Source organism: Kitasatospora sp. NPDC101176, assembly GCF_044768035.1.
In the GTDB taxonomy this organism is placed as follows: domain Bacteria; phylum Actinomycetota; class Actinomycetes; order Streptomycetales; family Streptomycetaceae; genus Kitasatospora.
The window spans coordinates 180603-202688 of record NZ_JBIWPA010000011.1; the positions used below are offsets into that span (position 1 = coordinate 180603).

General features: G+C 73.8%; 16 protein-coding genes and 1 other RNA gene. 3 read left to right on the forward strand and 14 right to left on the reverse strand.

The features are described 5' to 3' along the window. Positions 1–103 precede the first annotated feature (103 nt). The 3 genes from ACIRS1_RS18255 to ACIRS1_RS18265 all read right to left on the reverse strand — a co-directional run bounded on the left by ACIRS1_RS18255 (position 104) and on the right by ACIRS1_RS18265 (position 2848). Positions 104–1714 carry a beta-N-acetylhexosaminidase gene (locus ACIRS1_RS18255; RefSeq protein WP_402840735.1) on the reverse strand — a complete coding sequence of 537 codons (1611 nt, stop codon included), beginning with the start codon at positions 1712–1714 and terminating at the stop codon, positions 104–106. A gap of 201 nt (positions 1715–1915) precedes the next feature. Beyond that, positions 1916–2191, reverse strand: a complete 276-nt coding sequence (locus ACIRS1_RS18260) for a DUF3039 domain-containing protein (RefSeq protein ID WP_329929182.1) — start codon at positions 2189–2191, stop codon at positions 1916–1918. A gap of 63 nt (positions 2192–2254) precedes the next feature. Beyond that, positions 2255–2848 (reverse strand): YqgE/AlgH family protein, encoded by a 594-nt coding sequence (locus ACIRS1_RS18265; protein ID WP_387901541.1) that lies wholly within the window; start codon positions 2846–2848, stop codon positions 2255–2257. Positions 2849–3139: 291 nt separating this feature from the next. On the opposite strand from ACIRS1_RS18265, the gene murA reads away from it, so the two are divergent. Beyond that, the gene (gene murA, locus ACIRS1_RS18270) at positions 3140–4480 is read left to right on the forward strand and encodes a UDP-N-acetylglucosamine 1-carboxyvinyltransferase (protein WP_360218250.1); all 1341 of its coding nucleotides are present in this window, start codon (positions 3140–3142) and stop codon (positions 4478–4480) included. Positions 4481–4552: 72 nt separating this feature from the next. Here murA and ACIRS1_RS18275 read toward each other — a convergent pair whose 3' ends face one another. The 8 genes from ACIRS1_RS18275 to ftsE all read right to left on the reverse strand — a co-directional run bounded on the left by ACIRS1_RS18275 (position 4553) and on the right by ftsE (position 13604). Then, the gene (locus ACIRS1_RS18275; protein ID WP_030059737.1) at positions 4553–4834 is read right to left on the reverse strand and encodes an HU family DNA-binding protein; all 282 of its coding nucleotides are present in this window, start codon (positions 4832–4834) and stop codon (positions 4553–4555) included. 509 nt (positions 4835–5343) lie between these two features. Continuing rightward, complete coding sequence (locus ACIRS1_RS18280; RefSeq protein ID WP_360218055.1) at positions 5344–6816, reverse strand: NAD-dependent malic enzyme; 1473 nt, start codon at positions 6814–6816, stop codon at positions 5344–5346. A gap of 348 nt (positions 6817–7164) precedes the next feature. Further along, entirely contained in the window at positions 7165–9468 is a 2304-nt protein-coding gene (locus ACIRS1_RS18285) for a UvrD-helicase domain-containing protein (protein WP_360218058.1), read from the reverse strand. Positions 9469–9660: 192 nt separating this feature from the next. Then, positions 9661–10043: a transfer-messenger RNA gene (ssrA, locus tag ACIRS1_RS18290) on the reverse strand. Between the two features lie 85 nt (positions 10044–10128). Then, complete coding sequence (gene smpB, locus ACIRS1_RS18295) at positions 10129–10605, reverse strand: SsrA-binding protein SmpB (protein ID WP_045695776.1); 477 nt, start codon at positions 10603–10605, stop codon at positions 10129–10131. 63 nt (positions 10606–10668) lie between these two features. After that, positions 10669–11814 carry a S41 family peptidase gene (locus ACIRS1_RS18300; protein WP_360218061.1) on the reverse strand — a complete coding sequence of 382 codons (1146 nt, stop codon included), beginning with the start codon at positions 11812–11814 and terminating at the stop codon, positions 10669–10671. A gap of 112 nt (positions 11815–11926) precedes the next feature. After that, entirely contained in the window at positions 11927–12838 is a 912-nt protein-coding gene (gene ftsX / locus ACIRS1_RS18305) for a permease-like cell division protein FtsX (protein ID WP_360218064.1), read from the reverse strand. A gap of 76 nt (positions 12839–12914) precedes the next feature. After that, positions 12915–13604 carry a cell division ATP-binding protein FtsE gene (gene ftsE / locus ACIRS1_RS18310; protein ID WP_063349173.1) on the reverse strand — a complete coding sequence of 230 codons (690 nt, stop codon included), beginning with the start codon at positions 13602–13604 and terminating at the stop codon, positions 12915–12917. A gap of 349 nt (positions 13605–13953) precedes the next feature. On the opposite strand from ftsE, the gene ACIRS1_RS18315 reads away from it, so the two are divergent. After that, on the forward strand, positions 13954–14148 hold the full coding sequence (locus tag ACIRS1_RS18315) for a hypothetical protein (protein ID WP_030059729.1): 195 nt from the start codon (positions 13954–13956) through the stop codon (positions 14146–14148). Between the two features lie 78 nt (positions 14149–14226). On the opposite strand, the gene prfB is transcribed toward ACIRS1_RS18315, so the two are convergent. From prfB to ACIRS1_RS18330, 3 genes are all read right to left on the reverse strand, one after another. Further along, entirely contained in the window at positions 14227–15339 is a 1113-nt protein-coding gene (gene prfB / locus ACIRS1_RS18320) for a peptide chain release factor 2 (protein WP_360218068.1), read from the reverse strand. Positions 15340–15418: 79 nt separating this feature from the next. Further along, positions 15419–16678: a serine/threonine-protein kinase gene (locus tag ACIRS1_RS18325; protein ID WP_360218071.1), complete on the reverse strand. Its 1260-nt coding sequence runs from the start codon at positions 16676–16678 to the stop codon at positions 15419–15421. A 228-nt stretch (positions 16679–16906) separates the two neighbouring features. Then, on the reverse strand, positions 16907–18799 hold the full coding sequence (locus ACIRS1_RS18330) for a serine/threonine-protein kinase (RefSeq protein WP_402840743.1): 1893 nt from the start codon (positions 18797–18799) through the stop codon (positions 16907–16909). Positions 18800–19206: 407 nt separating this feature from the next. Here ACIRS1_RS18330 and ACIRS1_RS18335 point away from each other — a divergent pair, with 407 nt between their 5' ends. Beyond that, positions 19207–22056: an FtsK/SpoIIIE domain-containing protein gene (locus tag ACIRS1_RS18335; RefSeq protein WP_402840746.1), complete on the forward strand. Its 2850-nt coding sequence runs from the start codon at positions 19207–19209 to the stop codon at positions 22054–22056. Positions 22057–22086 lie beyond the last annotated feature (30 nt).

The window sequence follows — 22086 nt, forward strand, 5'->3', positions numbered from 1 at the left end:
GATCGAGCCAGGGCAGATGTTCATCTTTTCTTGACGTCAGACGACCACTCAGAAGTTCCCGAAGCGGCACCGCGGGATCCCCGGACCCCGACGTCGGCGGGGATCACCGCACCGGCGGCGGGCCCTCGATCGGGCGGCCGGCCACCCCGGGCCGGCGTTGCCAGGGGTGCGGTCCCTCGACCGGGCGGTACTCCACGCCGAGCGCGTCCAGCACCCGCAGGTGCCCCCGCAGGCGCCGCTCGAAGCCCGCGTAGTCGCGCTCCGCGGGCACCGCCGGCAGGTCCGACCAGGCGACCTCGGCGAAGGCCACCAGCCGGGGGAAGGCCCGGTAGTCGACGTCCCGGGCACTGTCCGCGAACTCGCTCCACAGGTTGGCCTGGGTGCCGATCACCCGCCGGGCGGCGGTCTCGTCCAGCTGCTCCGGCACCGGCTCGAAGCGGTAGACGTCCTCCAGCGTCCGCACGAAGCCCACCGGGATCGGCTCGTCCGGCCCGTCCGCCTGCCGGTGGTCGAGGTAGACGTGCTGCTCGGGGCACATCACCACGTCGTGCCCGGCCCGCGCGGCGGCGATCCCCCCGCCGAAACCGCGCCAGGAGGAGACGGCGGCGCCCGGCGCCAGACCGCCCTCCAGGATCTCGTCCCAGCCGATCAGCCGGCGCCCGCGCTCCGCCAGCCAGCGGTCGAAGTGCCGGATCACGTGGCTCTGCAGCTCGTCCTCGTTGGCCAGTCCGAGCTCGCGGATCCGGGCCTGGGCGGCGGCGCTGTCCTTCCACTGCTCCTTGGGGCACTCGTCGCCGCCGAGGTGGACGAACTCGGACGGGAAGAGCTCCAGGACCTCCTCCAGCACCCCCTCGAAGAAGCGCAGGGTCGCCTCGGAGGCGTTGAGCACGTTGTGGCTGACGCCCCAGTCCGTCCAGACGCCGAGCGCGGCGGTGTCCACGACGTCGGTGTTGCCCAGCTCGGGGTAGGCGGCGACGGCGGCCTGGGTGTGGCCGGGCAGGTCGATCTCCGGGACGACGGTGACCCCGCGCGCGGCCGCGTAGGCGACGATCTCGCGCAGGTCGTCCTGGGTGTAGTAGCCGCCGTGCGGGCGGTCGTCGCGCCGACCGGCGGAGCGGTAGCCGACCATCGAGCGCTCCCGCCAGGCTCCGCGCGCGGTCAGCGCCGGGTAGCGCTTGATCTCGACCCGCCAGCCCTGGTCGTCGGTCAGGTGCAGGTGCAGCACGTTGAGCTTGTGCGCGGCCAGCAGGTCGACGAAGCGCAGCACGTCCGCCTTGGGGAGGAAGTGCCGGGCGACGTCGAGCAGCGCGCCGCGCCAGCCGAACCGCGGGGCGTCCGCGATGTCCGCGCCGGGCAGCACCCAGCCGCTGCGGCGCAGCGGGGAGCGGCGGTACGCGTCCGGGCCGAGCAGCTGGCGCAGCGTCTGCGCGCCCCACAGCGCGCCGGCCGGCCCGCCCGCGGCGACCAGGGCGTGGCCGGGGCGCACCGCGATCCGGTACGCCTCCGGGCCCAGCGCGTCGTCCTGGACCAGCTCGATCCCCGCACCCGGCCGGCCGGGGCCGAGCGGCAGCCCGGTGGCGGCGCCCAGCGCGCCGCGCAGCCAGCGCTCGGCGTCGGCCAGGAGGGGCGGCGCGGTCAGCGTGGTGGCGTCGTCGAGGGGGAAGTCCCCGTCCGGGCGGCGGACGGCACTCGAGGGTGCGGGGATGAGGTCCATCCCGACATCCTGCCCCCGCCCCGGACGACTGGCATAGACCAATCCGGAAACGCGGCACCATGCAAAACGGCACCGTGCAGAACGACGCCGTGCGGAACGGCCGCGCACGACGGCGCGGACCGGGTACCGCGCGCGGCACCCCCGCGGACGGTCCGCACGCCGCGGCGTCACCCGGGGCGACGCCGCGCGGACCGGCCGGTCCTACTTGTCGTCGTCGCCGCCCTGCGGCTTGCCGATGCCGTCGTAGATCTCCTTGCACATCGGGCAGACCGGGTACTTCTTCGGGTCGCGCCCGGGCACCCACACCTTGCCGCACAGCGCCACCACGGGCGACCCGGAGAGCGCGCTCTCCATGATCTTGTCCTTCTGGACGTAGTGGGCGAAGCGCTCGTGGTCGCCGTCCCCGTTGGACACCTGCGGGACGGGCTCGACCAGGGTTCCGGTGCCGAGGCCGCGCTCGGGCTCAAGAGTGCTCATAGGTGCCAAGTCTATGGGCGGCCCGGGAAACCGGGCCAGTGTCGTGCCGCCGGGGCCCCCGGTTCAGTTCAGCGTCGGGTCGTCCGGGTACGTCGCGAGCAGTGCGAGCGGCCCGCGCTGGCGGCGCAGCACCGAGCGCCAGAGCCGCTCCGGCTCGGGGCTGGAGACGTCCCCCGGCTCGCAGTCCACCAGGTACCAGGCGCCGCTCTCCAGCTCCGCCTCCAGCTGGCCGGGCGACCAGCCGGCGTACCCGGCGAAGATCCGCAGGCTGCCCAGCTCCCCGGCCAGCACCTCGGGCGGCGCCTCCAGGTCCACCAGGCCGATCGCCCCGTGCACCCGCCGCCAGCCGAGCGGCTCGCCGGTGCCCGGGTCCCCCGGCGCCACCGCGAGGCCGAGCGCCGAGTCCAGCGCCACCGGGCCGCCCTGGAAGACCACGGCGGGCCGGCCGACCAGCCGCCCCCAGCCGTCCAGCACGCTGCCGACCTCGACCGGCGTCGGCCGGTTGAGGACCACGCCGAGCGCCCCCTCGGCGTCGTGGTCGAGGAGCAGCACCACCGCCCGGGCGAAGTTCGGGTCGGTGAGCACGGGCGTCGCGACGAGCAGACGGCCGGTGTGGGACCGGCCTGCGTGCGAATGGGCCGCCGTCATGCCACACATGATCCCGCAGAACGGCGCCGTCGGGGCACCGCAACGCTCGAAACCCCGACACGCCGGACGAACACCCGTACGGACGCACCGGCGGGCGGCCCGGCACCCGGAGAGAGCACCATCACGGGAGAGGCTCACGGGAACCATCGGGACGCCCACTACCATCTACGGATGGTGGACGCCCTTACACGGTGCCGACTCGGTTTCGCCGGGGGCCCGAGCGCGCCCGTACCATCCGGTCCACCGACGGCTCCCACCGGAGCCTTCCCCACTCCTCTGGCACCCCGGATTGCGAGAACGATGACCGACGACGTCCTGCTGGTCCACGGCGGAAACCCGCTCGAAGGCGAGATCCGCGTCCGCGGCGCGAAGAACCTGGTCCCCAAGGCCATGGTCGCCGCCCTGCTCGGCCAGGGCCCCAGCAGACTGCGGAACGTCCCGGACATCCGCGACGTCAAGGTGGTCCGCGGCCTGCTCCAGCTGCACGGGGTCACCGTGCGGACCGGCGACGAGGACGGCGAGCTGATCCTCGACCCCTCCCACGTCGAGAGTGCGAACGTCGCCGACATCGACGCGCACGCCGGCTCCTCGCGGATCCCGATCCTGTTCTGCGGCCCGCTCCTGCACCGCCTCGGCCACGCCTTCATCCCGGGCCTCGGCGGCTGCGACATCGGCGGCCGCCCGGTCGACTTCCACTTCGAGGTGCTGCGCCAGTTCGGCGCCACCATCGAGAAGCACCCGCAGGGCACCTACCTGGTCGCCCCGCAGCGGCTGCGCGGCACCAAGATCGAGCTGCCCTACCCCTCGGTCGGCGCGACCGAGCAGGTGCTGCTCACCGCCGTCCTCGCCGAGGGCGTCACCGAGCTGCGCAACGCGGCCATCGAGCCGGAGATCGTCGACCTGATCTGCGTCCTGCAGAAGATGGGCTCGATCATCACGCTGGGCACCGACCGGACGATCCTGATCACCGGTGTGGACGAGCTGAACGGCTACAACCACCGCGCGCTGCCGGACCGCCTGGAGGCCGCCTCCTGGGCCTGCGCGGCGCTCGCCACCAAGGGCGACATCTACGTCCGCGGCGCCCGCCAGCTGGAGATGATGACCTTCCTCAACACCTTCCGGAAGGTCGGCGGCGCCTTCGAGGTGGACGACGAGGGCATCCGCTTCTGGCACCCGGGCGGCGAGCTCAAGGCGATCGCCCTGGAGACCGACGTGCACCCGGGCTTCCAGACCGACTGGCAGCAGCCTCTGGTGGTCGCGCTGACCCAGGCCACCGGCCTGTCCATCGTCCACGAGACGGTCTACGAGTCCCGGCTGGGCTTCACCGGCGCGCTGAACCAGATGGGCGCGCACATCCAGCTGTACCGCGAGTGCCTGGGCGGCACCCCGTGCCGCTTCGGTGCGCGCAACTTCCTGCACTCGGCGGTCGTCTCCGGCCCGTCCAAGCTGATGGGCTCCGAGCTGGTCATCCCCGACCTGCGCGGCGGCTTCTCGTACCTGATCGCGGCGCTGGCGGCCGAGGGCACCTCGACCGTGCACGGCATCGACCTGATCAACCGCGGCTACGAGAACTTCATGGACAAGCTGCGGGACCTGGGCGCCCACGTCGAGCTGCCGGCCGAGCAGCTGGTCGACGCCTGACCGGCCCGGTGGAACGGCGAGAGGCCGGGCTCCCCGCGGGGAGCCCGGCCTCTCGGGCGTTCAAGGGGTGGTTCAGGCGCCCTTGGCGGCTTCCTTCAGCTTGGAGCCGGCGCTCACCTTGGCGCTGTAGCCGGCCGCGATCTGGATCGGCTCGCCGGTCTGCGGGTTGCGGGCGGTGCGGGCAGCGCGGTGGGTGCGCTCGAAGGTCAGGAAACCGGGGATGGTGACCTTCTCGTCGCCCTTGGCGACGACCTCGCCGACGATCTCGGCGAAGGCGGCCAGAACGGCGTCGGCGTCCTTGCGGGTCACCTCGGCGCGCTCGGACAGCGCGGCCACCAGCTCACTGCGGTTCATGTGTACTCCTGTGGTCTGTTCGCTTGCGGTGTGCGGGGGCCCATCGGTGCTCCCACCGGGGGGCACCCGGATGGGCCGCAGGTCCGCACACTGTGCTCATGCAGGCAATGCGTGGTCGCAGGCCGGGTCCGTACCCGATGCCGCGCGTCGGTGCCGTAGAAGGCCCGTCCGCCTGCCTGGATACGAATCCTGCCCCGACCGGCCCCGAGAAAGCCAATCGGGCCCCGGCCGAGCCACCCGAACAACGCCCGCCCGTTGGAGGTGTGACGCTCCGTCGGCTCCGGCGGACCGGGCGCGGGCGGCGGTCGGGACGACACGCCGGAAGACCAGGGGGACGTTCCGTACTTGTCGGACACGCCTGCCCCGTGCAGGGCTACCGTACGCCCTGGGACTGACAAGCCCAAACACGCCCCTCGCCCTTGTGTCGCAAGGGTTCGGGGCGGGCTTGGGCGGGTATGGCCGCGATTCGGGCATTTGACCGATCCGCGACACGTCGGCGGACTCGCCGGTCAGAGCTTGACGGTGGGGAAGGACGAGGTGTCGAGGGTGCCGACGATGCCGGGGGTCGGACGGGACTCCTCCGGGCGCTCCTGGGCGCCCGCCAGCGCCGCCTCGCGCACCGCCGAGGCCACCGTCTTGGCGACGTCCTTGTGGAACACGCTGGGGATGATGTAGTTGGCGTTCAGCTCGTCGTCGGCCACGGTGGTGGCCAGCGCCCGGGCGGCGGCGATCATCATCTCGGTGTTGACGGTGCGGCTCTGGGCGTCCAGCAGGCCGCGGAAGACACCCGGGAAGACCAGCACGTTGTTGATCTGGTTCGGGAAGTCGCTGCGGCCGGTGGCGACCACGGCGGCGGTCTGCCGGGCGATCGCCGGGTCGACCTCCGGGTCGGGGTTGGCCAGCGCGAAGACGATCGCGTCCTCGGCCATGGTGGCCAGGTCGTCGCCGTCCAGGACGTTCGGGGCCGAGACGCCGATGAAGACGTCCGCGCCCGCCACGGCCTCCTTGAGGCTGCCGGTGCGGCCCGAGCGGTTGGTGTGCTCGGCGATCCAGCGCAGGCTCTCGTTGAGGTCCTCCCGGCCCTGGTGGACCACGCCGCGGACGTCCGCCACGGTGGCGTGCTCGACGCCGGCGGCCAGCAGCAGCTTGAGGATCGCCGTCCCAGCGGCGCCGGCGCCCGACATCACCACCCGGATGTCGGCGATGTCCTTGCCGACCACCTTCAGGGCGTTGGTGAGGGCCGCGAGCACCACGATCGCGGTGCCGTGCTGGTCGTCGTGGAAGACCGGGATGTCGAGGGCCTCGCGCAGCCGGGCCTCGATCTCGAAGCAGCGCGGCGCGGAGATGTCCTCCAGGTTGATGCCCGCGAAGCCCGGGGCGATCGCCTTGACGATGGCGACGATCTCGTCGGTGTCCTGGGTGTCCAGGCAGATCGGCCAGGCGTCGATGCCGGCGAAGCGCTTGAACAGGGCCGCCTTGCCCTCCATGACCGGCAGCGCGGCGGCCGGGCCGATGTTGCCCAGGCCCAGCACCGCGGAGCCGTCGGTGACCACGGCGACGCTGTTGCGCTTGATGGTGAGGCGGCGGGCGTCCTCGGGGTTCTCGGCGATCGCCATGCAGACCCGGGCCACGCCCGGGGTGTAGATCATGCTGAGGTCGTCACGGTTGCGGATGGGCAGCTTGGACGACATCTCGATCTTGCCGCCGAGGTGCATCAGGAAGGTCCGGTCCGAGACCTTGCCAATCGACACGCCGTCGATGGCCCGGAGCTTCTCGACGATCTCCTCGCCGTGCGCGACGGACGAGGCCGCCACGGTGACGTCGATCCGCAGCGCCTCCAGGCCGGAGGCCGTCACGTCGAGGCCGGTCACCGAACCGCCGGAGGACTCCACGGCGGTGGTGATCGCGCTCACGGCGTTGCCCCGCGCCGGGACCTCCAGCCGCACCGTGATCGAGTTCGAGACACTGGGCACCGTCGCCATCGACGCTTCCTTCTTCCGTCCGTCGGCAGGTTCAACATTTTGTTGAAGGCATCGCCTGCCGCATGCTAGACCTCGATCGTCGCACCTTCCAAGGGGTAGCCAGAAATAACGTTCATTGAGTGTGCGGATCCGACAAGGGGGCGACGACTCCTTGCCTCTCCGGGCCGATGCGTTACATTGGACGGGACACCGGCTCGATCCAAGCCCCCGGGCCCAACCTTCGTCCCTTCGAGGGACCACTTGCCGCGAGGCGAGCATGGCGGGTCGGTGTCACTAGCGTCTGAAGGCCCCTCACCCGCGGGTGAGGGGCCTTCTGCGTGCCCGGACGCGCCCGGACCTGGCCGGCCGTCAGTCGTGCAGCAGCGCCGGCACGCCGGCCGCGTCCGGCAGGTCGTCCGGGCCGGACAGCACGGTCAGCCGCTGGGTCGCCCTGGTCAGCGCCACGTACAGCACCCGCAGGCCGGCCTCCGACTCGCCGGCGATGCCGGTCGGGTCGGCCACCACCGTGGCGTCGTACTCCAGGCCCTTCGCCTCCAGGCTGCCCAGCGCCACCACCCGCTCGCCCAGGCCCTCGGCCCAGCCGGCCGCCTCGGCCCGCCGGTCCATCGGCACCACGATCGCCACGGTGCCGTCCACCTCGGTCAGCAGCCGCTCCAGCTCGGCCCGGGCCCCCGCCCCGAAGGCCTCCGCCCCGGGGGCGGTGACGGCCGCGAAGCGCGGCTCCACGCCGACCCGGCGCACCGCGCTCGGCGACGGGGTGCCCGGCGCGGCCAGCGCCAGCACCTTGGCCGCGACCTCGGCGATCTCGGCCGGGTTGCGGTAGTTGACGGTCAGCGTGAAACGCCGGCGCGGCTTCCCGGACAGCACCTCGTCCATCGCGGCCTGGGCCTCCTGCGGGAACGGCCAGGAGGACTGCGCCGGGTCCCCGACGATCGTCCAGGTCGCCATCCGGGACCGGCGGCCGATCATCCGCCACTGCATCGGGGTGAGGTCCTGCGCCTCGTCCACGATCACGTGCGCGTACTCGGTCCGCTCCACCGGCCCCTTCGCCCGCTGGCGGGAGCTGCGGTCCGCGAAGGTGGTGACCTCGTCCAGACCGCTCAGCAGGTCGACCGCGTCCACCTCGCGCACCTTCGGCCGGGCCGGCTCGCCGAGCAGCACCTGCAGCTCGTCGACCAGCGCGACGTCGTGGGCGGACAGCGCGCCCTCGCCCTTCGGCGACAGGTGGCGCCAGGAACCGGCCAGCAGCCGCGCCTCGTCCGGCGTGACGGCCCGACGGGCGATCCGGTTGGTGTGCCGGTGGTGCTTGAGCGTGCCGAGCACCCGGCGCGGGCTCAGGGCCGGCCACCAGGCGTCCAGGAAGTCCAGGAAGGACGCCTCGTCCGAGACGTACTCGTCGAAGGACTCCTTCTCCTCCTGGCGCTGCTCGCGGGCGTAGTGGTCGGCGGGCCTGGGCAGGTGCCGGGTGGCCTCCTGCCACAGAGCGTCCAGCAGCAGCCGGCGGGCGCGCGGGCGCAGCAGGTTCAGCGGGGTGCCGCCGGAGCCGATCACGTTGCCCCGCACGGCCTTGAGGCGGCCCGCGTCCAGCCTGAGCACCTCGCCCCGGGCGACCACCTTCAGCTCCTGCGGCGCGCCCAGCTCCAGCGCCGCCCTGGCGGCCCGGCGCAGCAGCTGCACCATCCGGGCCGAGCCCTTGACCCGGGCCGCCTCGGGGCTGTCGTAGGTGCCCGCCTCGATGCCGTCCACCAGCGAGCCGACCGCCCGGATGGCGACCTGGCCCTCCTCGCCGAGCGAGGGCAGCACGCCCTCGGTGTAGGAGACCAGCAGCGGGGTCGGCGAGACCACCAGGATGCCCCCGGCGTAGCGGCGGCGGTCCTGGTACAGCAGGTAGGCGGCCCGGTGCAGGGCCACCGCGGTCTTGCCGGTGCCGGGGCCGCCGGTGACGAGGGTGGCGCCGGCCGCGGCGGCGCGGATCACCTCGTCCTGCTCCTTCTGGATGGAGGAGACGATGTCGCGCATCGAGTGGCTGCGGGCGCGGCCGAGCGAGGCCATCAGGGCGCCGTCGCCGACCACGGCCAGCTCCTCGCCGTCCAGCGTGGGCGTGAGGTCGGGGCGCAGCAGGTCGTCCTCGACGCCGATCACCCGGCGGCCCTTGGAGCGGATCACCCGGCGGCGGATCACCCGGCCGGGCTCGACCGGGGTGGCCCGGTAGAAGGGCGCGGCGGCGGGCGCCCGCCAGTCGATCACCAGCGGGCCGTACTCGGCGTCGAGGACGCCGAGGCGGCCGATGTGGAGGGTCTCGGCGACGGCCGGGTCGGCCGGGTCGAGCGGGGTGTTCGACGGGATGCCGTGCTCCTCCGGGGCGTCCGCCCGCTGGAGGTCGATCCGGCCGAACAGGAAGTCCTCGAACTCGTTGTTGAGCCGTTGGAGGTGGGCACCGGCCCGGTAGACCTGGGCGTCGCGCTCGGCCAGCGCACCGGGGGTGCCGACCTGCACCCGCTTGGCGGCGTCCTCCAGGATGTACTCGGCCTCGGCGAGCTTCTCCTCCAGCCGGTGGTAGACGGTGTCCAGGTGCTGCTGCTCGCCGGCGATCTCGCGTTCGCGCACGGTCTCGTGGTCGGCGGCGGGGGTGGTGTCCGTGTTGCTCTGCATGGCCTCGGTGGTTGCGGCGGATATCCGGCTCCGGAAAACGAGCGGACGGATGATCCTACGCCCCGGCCGGTGCGGCGCGCCGCACCGGGACGGCGTCGGAGGCGCATCGGTTCGGACACGGCGGCCGGTGCGCGGACAGCGCGAAGGCCGCCCCCCGCTGAGCGGTGGACGGCCTTCACTGTGAACATGGGGTGGTGGAGATGCCGGGAATCGAACCCGGGTCCAGTGGAGTTAATTCAGGGCTTCTCCGAGCGCAGTCCGCTGTGCTTTTCTCGGCCCTGGCGGTCACACGGACGAGCCGCCAACAGGCCCAGCTGCTGTTTGATTTCCCATCCACCCTCGCAGCCCGGGCGGACGGTTGAGTTCCCTAGATTATGCCAGGGTCCGGGTCGGGAACCCCCCGGTCTGACACCCAAGCGCTATCGTTGCTTAATTAGGCAGCGAGAGCGAACTGCTGGGAATCGCGCTTAGAGTTGGCGATTATTTTTTTGCGACACGTGGTTAACGAGATCATTGCCGCGTTCCTCGGCTCGCTTCCCCTGTTTCAACATCCCCTGTCGAAACCGATCATCCCCATGTTTTGTTGAGAAACAGCCGGACGGTGACCGTCCGTGTTGCTGGCGCCATAGTACGCGAGGCGACGGGCGAGGGTCCAGCGGATTAACCCTGGCGGCGCCGGGCGGCCGCCACGGCACGCGCCGTCTCGCGGGTGTCCTGCTTCTCGCGCAGCGTCTGCCGCTTGTCGTACAGCTTCTTGCCGACCGCGAGCGCGAGTTCGAGCTTCACCCGGCCGTCCTTGAAGTACAGCGAGAGCGGGACCAGCGTGTGGCCCGCGTCGCGGACCTTGGTCTCGATCTTGCGGATCTCCAGCTTGTGCAGCAGCAGCTTGCGCTTGCGCCGGGCCGCGTGGTTGGTCCACGTCCCCTGGGTGTACTCGGGGATGAAGACGTTGTCGATCCAGGCCTCGTGGTTCTGGATGTACGCGTAGCCGTCGACCAGGTTGGCCCTCCCCTCGCGCAGTGACTTCACCTCGGTGCCGGTGAGCACGAGGCCGCACTCGTAGGTGTCGAGGATCGTGTACTCGTGTCGCGCCTTCTTGTTCTGCGCGATCAGCTTCTGTCCGGTTTCCTTTGCCATAGCGCGGCCATTCTCGCACTTCGGGCCGGGCGGGGCAGCCCCTTTAGCCGCGGGTCCCGGCCCTCAGGCGCGGGTTCCGAGCCCGGCCAGCACCCGCAAGGCGAGCGCGTCGGCGTCTTCGCCGGCGGTCGCCGGGACGTCCGGGGCGAGGCCGGTGCCCTCCGGGGAGCGGCCGGCCGGGGTGTAGTAGCGGCCCACGGTCAGCTCCAGGACGGCGCCGTCGGCGAGCCGGCTGGGCTGCTGGACGGTGCCCTTGCCGAAGGTCCGGGAGCCCACCACCACGGCGCGGCTGCGGTCCTGGAGGGCGCCGGTGAGCAGCTCGGCGGCGCTCATCGTGCCGCCGTCGACCAGCACCACCAGCGGGGTGCGCTGGTCGCCGCCGGGCGGGGCGGTCAACTCCCTCGTCCCGCCGCGCTCCTGGTACGAGCCGACCGGACCGCCGTCCAGGAAGATCCCGGCGGTGCCGGCGGCCTCCTCGACCAACCCGCCCGAGTTGCCGCGCAGATCGAGCACCACGCCGGTGTGCGGGACGCGCAGGGCGGCGCGCACCTGGTCCGTCACTCCGCTGGTGAAGGCCCGGACGGCGATCCGCAGCACGCCCTTGTCCAGGTGCTCGGCGGTGACCTGCCGGCTGTCCAGCAGGGCCCTGCGCAGCTGCAGTTCGCGGATCTCGCCGGTGCCGCGCTGCACGGCGAGGGTGACCTCGGTGCCGGCCTTGCGCTCGCCGTCCCGGCCGCGCAGCCGGGCCACCACCTCGGTGACCGGCAGCCGGTCGGCCTGGTCCTGGTCGATCCGCAGCAGCCGGTCCCCGGCGGCGATCCCGGCGGTTGCGGCGGGCCCCCCGGGGGCGACCTGGGAGACGGCGGTGACGCCGTCCTCACCGCGGCCCACGGAGAGGCCGACGCCGAGGTAGCGGCCGTCCAGGCCCTGGGTGAACTCGGCGTACTCCTGGGCGCTGTAGTAGGCGCCCCAGCGGTCGCCGTTGGCCCCGAGCAGGTGCTCGGCCTGCTGCTCGGACAGTGCGGACCCGGCCGGGTCCGCGGGCGGGCCCGCGGCGGCGGCCGCCACCGGGGCGGTGTCGGCGGACGAGCGGCGCACCGGGTCGGCGGGGTCGCCCCAGGCGCCGGAGGCGGCCCCGGCCAGCAGCACGACGCCGAACACCAGGCTGAGGGTGGCCACCTGACGTGCCCTGCGCGGAGTTTCCAGCATGGCACCGGAGTGTAGACACGCGTCGGCCGCGCCGGGCCGGAACGGCCGACGGCGGAACGGCCGACGGCCCCGGACGGCGCAGTGCCGTCCGGGGCCGCCGGGGCCCTCGGGGTCAGACCTTGAGGTACTTGCGGAGCGTGAAGAACGCCGCCACACCGGCCATGCCCATACCGACCACGACCAGCAGCGGTATCACCGCGAGCACCGAGCCGAGGCCGATGAAGTGGATGAACTGCACCCGGTCGGCCAGCCAGCCCTGGACGAAGAAGTGCCCGCCGACCAGCAGTCCGGAGGCCATCACCGCACCGAGCAGCGCGGAGAACGCGGCCTCGGCGATGAACGGCATCTGGACGTAGAAGTTCGAGGCACCGACCAGGCGCATGATGCCGGTCTCGCGCCGCCTGCTGTACGCCGAGACCCGGACGGTGTTCACGATCAGCAGCAGGGCGACGAACAGCATCAGCACCATGATCACGAAGGCCGCCGTCTGCAGGCCGTTGAGCAGGCCGAACAGGTTCTCCAGGATCTTCCGCTGGTCCTCGACCGACTTGACGCCGGGCTTGCCCGCGAAGGCGCTCTGGATGACGTCGTACTTGGTCGGGTCGTTGAGCTTGACCCGCCAGGACTGCGGCATGGCGTCCGGGCCCAGGACGGAGATGAGCGGGTTGTCCGGGTTCATCTCCTTCCAGTGCTTGTACGCCTCGGCCGAGCTCTCGAACGTCGAGGACTGGACGACCGAGTCCATCTTGTCCAGCTGGGCCTTGATGTCCTGCACCTGCTGGTCGGTCGCCGCACCCTTGTCGCACTGGGGCGAGTTGCGGGCGTCCGACTTGGTGCAGAAGTAGATGCTCACCTCGACCTTGTCGTACCAGTACCCCTTCATGGAGTTCACCTGGTCGCGGACCAGGAGCGAGGAACCGGCGAGGGCGAGGGAGAGCGCGACACTGACCACGACCGCGATGGTCATCGTCAGGTTGCGGCGGAGACCCACACCGATCTCCGACAGGACGAACTGGGCACGCATGCGGGAAACACTCCAGGGTCGGTACTGCTGGTCTGGCGACGCGGGCGGACGGGCCCACGGGTTCAGCGCCGGTCGGTCAGTGCTGGTACCCGTAGACGCCGCGGGCCTGGTCGCGGACGAGCAGCCCCTTGTCGAGCTCGATGACGCGCTTGCGCATCTGGTCGACGATGGCCTGGTCGTGGGTCGCCATGAGCACCGTGGTCCCGGTGCGGTTGATGCGGTCGAGCAGCTTCATGATGCCGACCGAGTTCTGCGGGTCGAGGTTGCCGGTGGGCTCGTCCGCGATCAGCAGCATCGGGCGGTTCACGAAGGCGCGGGCGATCGCGACGCGCTGCTGCTCACCACCGGAGAGCTCGCCCGGCATGCGGTCCTCCTTGCCGCCGAGGCCGACCAGCTCCAGCACCTCGGGCACCACCTTGTTGATGGCGCTCTTGGGCTTGCCGATCACCTCCAGCGCGAAGGCGACGTTCTGCGCGACCGTCTTGTTCGGCAGCAGGCGGAAGTCCTGGAACACGGTGCCCAGCTGGCGGCGCATGTGCGGCACCTTCCAGTTGGACAGCTTGCCGAGGTCCTTGCCCAGCACGTGCACCTCGCCCGTGGAGGGGCGCTCCTCGCGCAGACACAGGCGCAGGAAGGTGGACTTGCCCGAGCCGGACGAGCCGACCAGGAAGACGAACTCGCCCTTCTCGATCTCCAGCGAGACGTTGTCCAGGGCGGGACGGTTCTGCTTGGGATAGGTCTTGGAGACGTTGTCGAATCTGATCACGGCTGCATCACGGAGGCCATCCTAGGCGGCGCCAGTCCTCGGTCGGTCCACCCCGGGCGCCCGGCCCGGGGGCGGGCGGAGGGGGCGGACAGGGCCGCTCCCGGTCTGGGACCATACGCGAAGCGGCGGCGGGCTCGCAGTGCCTGGACGGGACAGCACCTGGAATCTGGGGGACAATGTCCGGTTATGCCCCGAAAATTGCGAGGCATCTCACAGCCCGGGAGCCGGAACGGGCAGAACCTGGCAGAGTGGAGGTGGCGGCCGCGACCGGCCGCTCCCCCGCACAGGGCAAGAAGAGGAACCAAAGCCCGGTCCGGTGCGTTGGCTGTAGCAGCGAGGAGGAGATCGCATGACCTGCGACCATCTGGTGTGCGCCAACTGCAACGGCCGCGTGAGCGACGGGCGTTGCCCGGTCTGCCGCGCCAACCGGGCCCGGCTGCAGGAGCAGCAGGGGCCCTTCGCCGCGCTCTCCCCCGCGATGCTGCTGGCCCTGCTGGCCGGTCTGCTCGCGGTGGCGCTGATCGCGCGGCAGGCGCTGGCCTGATCCCGAACGGGACGACGAGGAGACGACGAAAGGGCCCCCGACCTCGGTCGGGGGCCCTTTCGTCACTGCCTCGCGCGGTTACTCCGCGGCGGTCTCGCGCTGCTTGCGCCACCGGATGCCGGCCTCGATGAAGCCGTCGATGTCGCCGTCCAGCACGGCCTGCGGGTTGCCGGCCTCGAACGCCGTCCGGACGTCCTTGACCATCTGGTACGGGTGCAGCACGTAGGAGCGCATCTGGTTGCCCCAGGAGCTGCCGCTGTCCTTGAGCGCGTCCATCGCCGCCTTCTCCTCCTGGCGGCGCCGCTCGAGCAGCTTGGCCTGGAGGACGTTCATCGCGGACGCCTTGTTCTGGATCTGCGAGCGCTCGTTCTGGCAGGACACCACGATGCCGGTCGGCAGGTGCGTGATGCGCACCGCCGAGTCGGTGGTGTTGACGCCCTGGCCGCCGGGGCCGGACGCGCGGTAGACGTCCACCCGCAGCTCGCCCTCGTCGATGTCGACGTGGTCGGACTGCTCGACGACCGGGAGCACCTCGACACCCGCGAAGGAGGTCTGCCGGCGGCCCTGGTTGTCGAACGGCGAGATGCGGACCAGGCGGTGGGTGCCCTGCTCGACGGAGAGCGTGCCGTACGCGTACGGCGCCTTCACGGTGAAGGTCGCCGACTTGATGCCGGCCTCCTCGGCGTACGAGGTGTCGTATACCTCGGTCGGGTACCCGTGCCGCTCGGCCCAGCGCAGGTACATGCGCATCAGCTGCTCGGCGAAGTCGGCGGCGTCCACGCCACCGGCCTCGGCACGGATGTTGATCAGCGCCTCGCGGGCGTCGTACTCGCCGGACAGGAGGGTGCGGACCTCCAGCTCCTCGACGGCCTTCTGGAGCGCGACGAGCTCGGCCTCGGCCTCGGTGCGGGTGTCCGCGTCGTCCTCGGCCTCGGCGAGCTCGAACAGCACGCCCAGGTCGTCGACCCGGCTGCGCAGGCCCTCGACCCGGCGCAGTTCGCCCTGGAGGAAGGAGAGCCGACTGGTCACCTTCTGCGCGGACGCGACGTCGTCCCACAGGTTGGGGGCCGCCGCCTCCTCCTCCAGGACCGCGATGTCGGCCCGGATCTTGTCCAGGTCGAGGACGGCCTCGATCGACCCCAGGGTCGTCTCGAGGTTCTTGAGCTCTTCGGAAGGATCGACGGCTGCCACGCCCCCAGCGTAATGGTTCCGGGGGTGGTCATGACGACACCGGGGTCCTCCGGCCCTCCCGCACCGGCCCCGGCAGCCGCTACGGCGCCCGCGGAGCCGTGCTGTGCACCGCCGGACGGGCCGGGCGGGGGGCGCCCGGGCCGGTGTCGGCGAAGGCCGTCCAGGCCGCCGCGGCGCCCGCCAGCAGCAGCACGGTGGCCAGCAGCACGGCCAGCATCCGGCGGCGGCGCAGCAGCGCCTGCCGGTCCCGGCGCTGCCCGGCGCCCGGGGCGGTGCGCTGGGCGCGGGACTCGGCGGCGTACGCGGCCAGTTCGTCCGCGGACGGGCGGCGCAGGCTGGTGTGGGTGTCCCGGGTCGAGTCGGGGGCGGTGCCGGGCACCAGCGGGACGGCCGGGCCGCGGCGGCGCTTGTGGGTGCCCGGGCCGGCGTCCACCTCGGCGTAGACGGCCTCGCCCGGCGTGAGCGCCTCCTCGGCCGGGGCCCGGCCCTGGGAGGGCACCGCCAGCACCGGCAGGCCGGCCAGCGAGGGCAGCTGCTCGCGCAGCCGGGCGGCCAGCTCGGCGGCGCGCAGCCGCGAGGCCGGGGCCTTGGCCAGGCACTCGGAGATGATCCGCCACAGGCCGTCCGGCAGGCCGGGGATCGGCGGCACCTGTTCGGTGACGTGCCGGCGCAGCACCGCGCCGGTGTGCCCGCCGCCGAAGGGGGTGGATCCGGCCAGCAGCTCGTAGAGCACGGTGGCGAGGGCGTAGATGTCGACGGCGGCGCGCGGTTCCAGGCCCTCGATGATCTCGGGCGCCAGGTAGTCGGGGGTGCCGATGATCCGGGTGGCCCGGGTGCGGCGGGGGGCGTCGACCAGGCGGGCGACGCCGAAGTCGGTGAGCTTGGCGCGCGGGGCGGCGCCCGGACCGGGGGCGGCGGCGAGGTCGAGCAGGACGTTCTCGGGCTTGACGTCGCGGTGGACGATGCCGGCCGCGTGCGCGGCGGCCAGGCCGTCGGCGACGTCCGCGATGATCGAGGCGGCGGTCTGCGGGGGCAGGGCGCCGTCTCGCTCGAGCCGGGAGCGCAGGTCGGTGCCCTGGACCAGCTCCATCACCAGGGCGAGGTCGCTGCCGTCCACGACCATGTCGCGCACGCCGACCACCCGGGGGTGGTCGAGGCTGGTCAGCGCGGCGCGCTCCTGGACGAAGCGGCCGACCAGCACCTGGTCGGCGGCCAGGTCCTCGCGCAGCAGCTTGACCGCGACCGGGCCGTCGGGCCCCTCACCGAGCCAGACCGTCCCGGCCGAACCCCGGCCGATGACCTGGTGGACGGTGTACCGGCTGCCGATCTTGCGTGCCAATGCTGCTCCGTGGGCGGCGCGGGAGCGCTCCGGGGGGCCCGGTGCGCTCGGTGGGGCGGGACAACAGCGACCAACCTACGCGCCCCGACCCCCCGTGCGGGCCGCCTGAGGGCCCCGGACGGGCAGTCCCGGGCGAGAAATCTCGAAAATTGTCGACAAAGCGTCAATCCTGCCGTCCGGGCACGGTGTCGCGTCCGGACGGCCCCGCGGGACGGAACCGTCCCGGCGTCAGTTCTTCGAGCTGCCGAACAGCGCGTCCGCCCAGTCCCGCACCGTGGTGAACCAGTTCTGGACGTTGTCCCAGTAGTGCGGCAGCGGCGTGAAGTTCCACAGCGCCAGCCCGGCCACGAACAGCACCAGCAGCACCACCAGGCAGCCCTTGAGGCAGCCGAGCCCCGGGATGTACATCCGGTTGCGGCTGCGCGGGCGCCGCTCGCGCGGCGGGGCGGGCTCGCGGCGGGGCTGCTCGCGCGGCTCCTCGCGGCGCTGCGGGGGCTCCCGGTGCTGCGGCGCCGGCGGCTCGGCCCGGCGCGGCACCGGGGCCGGCGGGGGCGGCGGCGGGTAGCCGCCCTGCGGCTGCGACTGGCCGTACCCGGCCGGGGCCTGCCGGTAGCCGCCGGGAGGCTGCGGGCGGCCGCCCTGCTGCGACGGGCCTCCGTAACCGCCCGGACCGGCCTGGCCGCCGTAACCGCCCTGGCCGCCCTGACCGCCGTAGCCCCCCTGGCCGGCCTGGTACGGCGGCGGGGCCACCGGCGGGCGCTGGGCGTACCCGGGCGGCGGGGCCTGGTGCCGCGGGTCCTGCCGGTAGCCGGCCGGCGGCTGCGGCTGGTAGCCCTGGCCCGGCCGGCCGCCCTGTCCGGCCTGGAACGGCGGCGGGGCGACCTGCGGGTCCTCGAAGTCCTCGGGGCCGAAGTAGCCGACCTGGGTCTGCTGGTTGCGGTCCCGGGCCGCCTGCAGCTGGGTCTGCCAGGGGTGCGGCGCCTCCTCCTTCGGCGCGCCGGGCGGGGGCGGCGGCACGGCCGTGGGCGGCATCACCTGGGTGCGGTCGGCCGCCCCGTACGGCGGCGCGGCCGGCGGCTGGGTGCTCATCACCCGGGTCGCCGCGGCCGGGTCGTAGTGCGAACCGCCCTGGCCCGCCGGCGGCGCCTCCGGGAAGGGCGGCGCCAGGTCCGGGACGACCGGGGCGCTGCCGGGGACGGCGGCCGGCCGCGGGTCGGGCACCAGCAGCGCGCCGACCGCGAGCGCCTCGTCCACCGCGGCCGGCGAGGCGTGCACCCCGACCCCGGCCGCCACCACGCGCAGCGCGCGGGCCAGCGAGGTGGCGCCCGGGCGCTGCGCCGGGTCCTTGCGCAGGCAGCGCTCGATGACCGTCCACAGCGGCTCGGGCATGGTGCTGGGCCGCTGCGGCTCCTGCGCCAGGTGGGCCTGCAGGACGGCGAGCGCGCCGTCGCCCTGGAACGGCTGCCGGCCGGTGACCAGCTCGTACAGCATGATCCCGGCGCCGTAGACGTCCACCGCCGAGGTCTGCGGCCGGCCCTCGGCGGACTCCGGGGCGACGTAGGCGGGGGTGCCGACGAACTCGTGGGTGCGGGTGATGCCCGGGGAGTCGGCGAGCCGGGCGATGCCGAAGTCGGTGAGCATCGGGTGCATCTGCTCGGTGCCCTCGACCAGCAGCGAGGAGAGCAGGACGTTGGCCGGCTTGAGGTCGCGGTGGACGATCCCGTCCGCGTGGCTGGCCGCCAGCGCGTCCGCGACCTGGGCCATCAGCAGGGCGCCGGCGATCGGGCTGAACGGGCCGTTGGCGCGCAGGTAACGGGCCAGGTCGGGGCCGTCGACGAGGTCCATCACCAGGGCCAGCAGCTCGCCCTCGACGACCAGGTCGCGGACCCGGACGATGTTGGGGTGGGTCAGCCGCAGCAGCAGCGAGCGCTCGCGCAGGAAGCGCATCACGACGTCCGGGTCGGCCGCCAGCTCCTCGCGCAGTACCTTGATGGCCACCAGCTGCCCCGGCTCGCTGCCCGGCACCTGGACGTCGGGGCGCACCCGGCCGCGCCAGACCGTGCCGGTGGCACCCCGTCCGAGGGTCTCCTCAAGCAGATACTTGCTGCCGACTGGCCGCACCTGTCGCACTCCTCGCCGTGCCGCCCGCGCGGGGCGCTCCTCCGCCGGTGCGGTGAGCCTGCCGGGCCCGTGTCTGCGGCCACTCTAACCGTGTCCGTTCGGGTTTCAGAGGCAACCGGCAGGCCATCCAGGAGGTGGTGGGGGACATCCCCTAGGGGACCGTCCGGAGCCGGTCGGCGGGCCCGTCGACGGGGTCGTCCCGGCACCGGTTGACCTGACCCTCCGTCGCCTCCACCATGGCGGTGATCGCAAGATCGTCAAATCCGGTACCGTGCGCGGACTGTCCGTGACGGATGGCAGGATGGACACTCGCCACTCGTGTGGCCCAAAGGGTCGCCGCGACCGCCCCGCGCGTCCGCGACGCCACCGGACGGGCTCCACACCAGCAGAAGGGACCCGCGGGCGAGATGCAGATCCGGCTGACCGTCCTCCGACCGCGCAGCGGCCCGACCGCCGCCGGCTCCGCCATCCCCTACGTGGACGTGCTGGTCACCGCGCCCGTCGGCACCGCGCTCGGCGCCCTCGCGGGCGCGCTCGCGGGCGCCGTCGGCGTGCGCGGGCCCCGGGCCGCCACCCATGTGCACCTGTACGCCGGGGCGCACCGGGTGGACGAGCACACCCTGCTCGGCCACCCCCCGCTGCTCGACGGCGCCGTCCTCAGCCTCAACGAGCCCGACCCCACCGCCGACGAGCCCGACGACACCCCCGCCGTCGCCGAACTGCGCGTCGTCGGCGGCCCGGACGCCGGCGGCGTGCACCGGCTGCACGGCCGCGAGATCCGGATCGGCCGCTCCGGCGAGGCCGACGTCCCGCTCGACGACCCCGACGTCTCCCGGCTGCACCTGGCCCTGCACCTCGCCGACGACGGCCGGATCACCGTCCGGGACCTCGGCTCCACCAACGGCACCACCCTGGACGGCCGGATCGTGCCGCCCGGCGGCACCGAGGAGGCCGTCCCCCTGGAGCCCGGCGGCCTGCTGCGGATCGGCGAGTCGACCCTGCAGGTGACCACCCCCGACCGCACCGACGCCCCCGGCAGCGGCCGCGCCGCCGTACCCGACGGCCACGGCCACCTCCAGCTCGCCGCCCCCGGCCCGGCCCGGCCCGCGCCGCCCCCGGCCGAGCCGCCCGCCGCCCCCGAACCCGCCCCGGGCCGCGGCCGCGGCCTGCTCTCGCTGCGGCTCGGCCGCACCGCCGAACCGCCCGGCCAGGAGAGCGCCGAACGCCACCACACCGCCGTCCGGCTCCGCCAGGCCGCCGCCCAGCGCGAGCGCTGGCCGGACCTCGCCACCCTGCTGCTCAACGCCGTCGGCCCCGGCCCGCGGCTCTGGGAGCGCGGCCCCGGCCACCCCGACGCGCTCACCCTGCGCCTGGGCACCGCCGACCGCCCCCTCCCCCCGGCCGGGGGCGGCCCCACCGGCGGCCCCGGCACCGCGCCCGGCGCGACACTGCCCGCCGTCCCGGTCACCCTCGACCTGCAGACCGCCGGCAGCCTCGGGCTCAGCGGCCCTCGCGCGCGCCTCGACGCGCTCACCCGCGCCGTCGTCGCCCAGCTCGTCGCCCTGCACCCGCCCACCGGCCTCAGCCTCGTCGTCGTCGACGCCGACCCGGCGCGCACCCCCGAGGAACGCGCCGACACCTGGGCCTGGGCCCTGTGGCTGCCGCACCTGCGGCCGGCGGACGGCCAGGACTGCCGCCTGCTGCTCGGCCTCGACGACGAGCAGGCGACGGCCCGGCTCGACGAACTCACCGCCCGGCTCAACGGCCCGATCGGCCTCGGCGGCCACCCCGCCACCGTCGTCGTGGTCGACGGCCGCCCGGCCACCGAGCACGCCCGGCAGGCGCTCGACCTGCTGCTGCGCCAGGGCCCGGCCGTCGGCATCTTCCCGGTCTGCCTCGCGGAACAGCCCGAACTGCTCCCCCGCGGCCTCGGCGCCACCGCCCTCGTCACCGGCGAGGTCGGCACCCACCTCTCGCTGGACCGTCCGGTCGCCCGCGGCCGGGAGACCCTGCACGAGGTCTCGCTGGACGCCGTCTCCGACGCCTGGGCCGAGCGGCTCGCCCGCCTGCTCGCCCCGCTGAGGGAGGCCGCCCCGGCCGCCCGCGGCCCGCTGCCCGACGCGCTGCGACTGCTCGACCTGCTCCAGCTCGACACCGTCACCCCGGCCAAGCTCTCCGCCCGCTGGGCCGCGCACGCCGGCGGCATCGGCGCAGCCACCGCGCTGCTCGGCACCACCCGGGACGAGCTCTGCACCCTCGACCTGGCCGACCCGGAGCTCGCCCTGCCCTCCCCCGACCCGGGCGGCCCGCACCTGCTGATCGGCGGCGCCCGCGGCTCCGGCAAGACCGAGCTGCTGCGCACCCTGGTCGCCTCGCTCGCCGTCTCCGAACGCCCGGAGCGCCTCGCCGTCACCCTCATCGAGGGCCGGGCCACCGAGGACGGCCTGGACGGCTGCACCGAGCTGCCGCACGTCACCGGCCGGGTCAACGCCGCCACCGACCCGCGGGCCGCGCTGCTCGCCGCGGAGGCCCTGGAGGACGAACTCGCCCTGCGCGAGCGGCTGTTCGACGGCCTCGACTTCGCCTCCTGGCACGCCGCCCGGATCCTGGACGGCCGGCCGGACCTCGCCGCGGGCGTGAACGCCGTCCCGGTGCCCGCCACCGTGGGCGCCCCCGCCCCGGCCCCGCCGCGCATCGTCCAGCCGCGCAGCCCCGACGGCCCGCGGCCCGCGACCGCCCCCTCGGGTGCCGTCCCCGCCCGGCTGGTCGTCGTCGTCGACGACTACGAGGCCCTGCTCTCCCCCACCTCGCCGGCGGGCCGCCCGCTGGCCCGGGCCCTCGCCGCCGTCGCCCGCCGCGGCGGCCCGCTCGGCGTCCACCTCGCGGTGGCCACCGGCCGGCCGGAGGAGAGCGCCGGCACCGAGGTCGACGAGGCGGCCCTGCTCCGGATCGCCCTGCGCACCGAGGACCCGGCCGACTCCGACCTGCTGATCCACCTCGGGGACGCCGCCGGCCTCCCCGAGGACACCCCGGGCCGCGGCTACCTGCGCCTCCCGGACGGCGGCGTCACCGCCTTCCAGACCGCCCGGATCAGCGGCCGCATCCCGCGCACCGCCACGCTGCGGCCCACCGTCGTCGCCATCGACCCGCTGCAGCTCGGTGCCCCGCCGGCCCGCCGCCCGGTCCGCGAGCTCGGCAACGGCCCCACCGACCTCGCGCTGCTGGCCAGCGCCCTCCAGCGCGCCGCCGCCCGCTAGGAGGTTCCGGGCCGCACCCGGTCGGGTGCG

Coding starts and splice junctions, on each gene's coding strand:
- ftsX (WP_360218064.1), bottom strand. CDS start 12,838: ATGCGTGCCCAGTTCGTCCTGTCGGAGATCGGTGTGGGTCTCCGCCGC.
- ACIRS1_RS18265 (WP_387901541.1), bottom strand. CDS start 2,848: ATGTGTGGCATGACGGCGGCCCATTCGCACGCAGGCCGGTCCCACACC.
- ACIRS1_RS18260 (WP_329929182.1), bottom strand. CDS start 2,191: ATGAGCACTCTTGAGCCCGAGCGCGGCCTCGGCACCGGAACCCTGGTC.
- smpB (WP_045695776.1), bottom strand. CDS start 10,605: ATGGCAAAGGAAACCGGACAGAAGCTGATCGCGCAGAACAAGAAGGCG.
- ACIRS1_RS18280 (WP_360218055.1), bottom strand. CDS start 6,816: ATGGCGACGGTGCCCAGTGTCTCGAACTCGATCACGGTGCGGCTGGAG.
- ACIRS1_RS18275 (WP_030059737.1), bottom strand. CDS start 4,834: ATGAACCGCAGTGAGCTGGTGGCCGCGCTGTCCGAGCGCGCCGAGGTG.
- ACIRS1_RS18255 (WP_402840735.1), bottom strand. CDS start 1,714: ATGGACCTCATCCCCGCACCCTCGAGTGCCGTCCGCCGCCCGGACGGG.
- ACIRS1_RS18300 (WP_360218061.1), bottom strand. CDS start 11,814: ATGCTGGAAACTCCGCGCAGGGCACGTCAGGTGGCCACCCTCAGCCTG.
- ACIRS1_RS18335 (WP_402840746.1), top strand. CDS start 19,207: ATGCAGATCCGGCTGACCGTCCTCCGACCGCGCAGCGGCCCGACCGCC.
- murA (WP_360218250.1), top strand. CDS start 3,140: ATGACCGACGACGTCCTGCTGGTCCACGGCGGAAACCCGCTCGAAGGC.
- ACIRS1_RS18315 (WP_030059729.1), top strand. CDS start 13,954: ATGACCTGCGACCATCTGGTGTGCGCCAACTGCAACGGCCGCGTGAGC.
- ACIRS1_RS18285 (WP_360218058.1), bottom strand. CDS start 9,468: ATGCAGAGCAACACGGACACCACCCCCGCCGCCGACCACGAGACCGTG.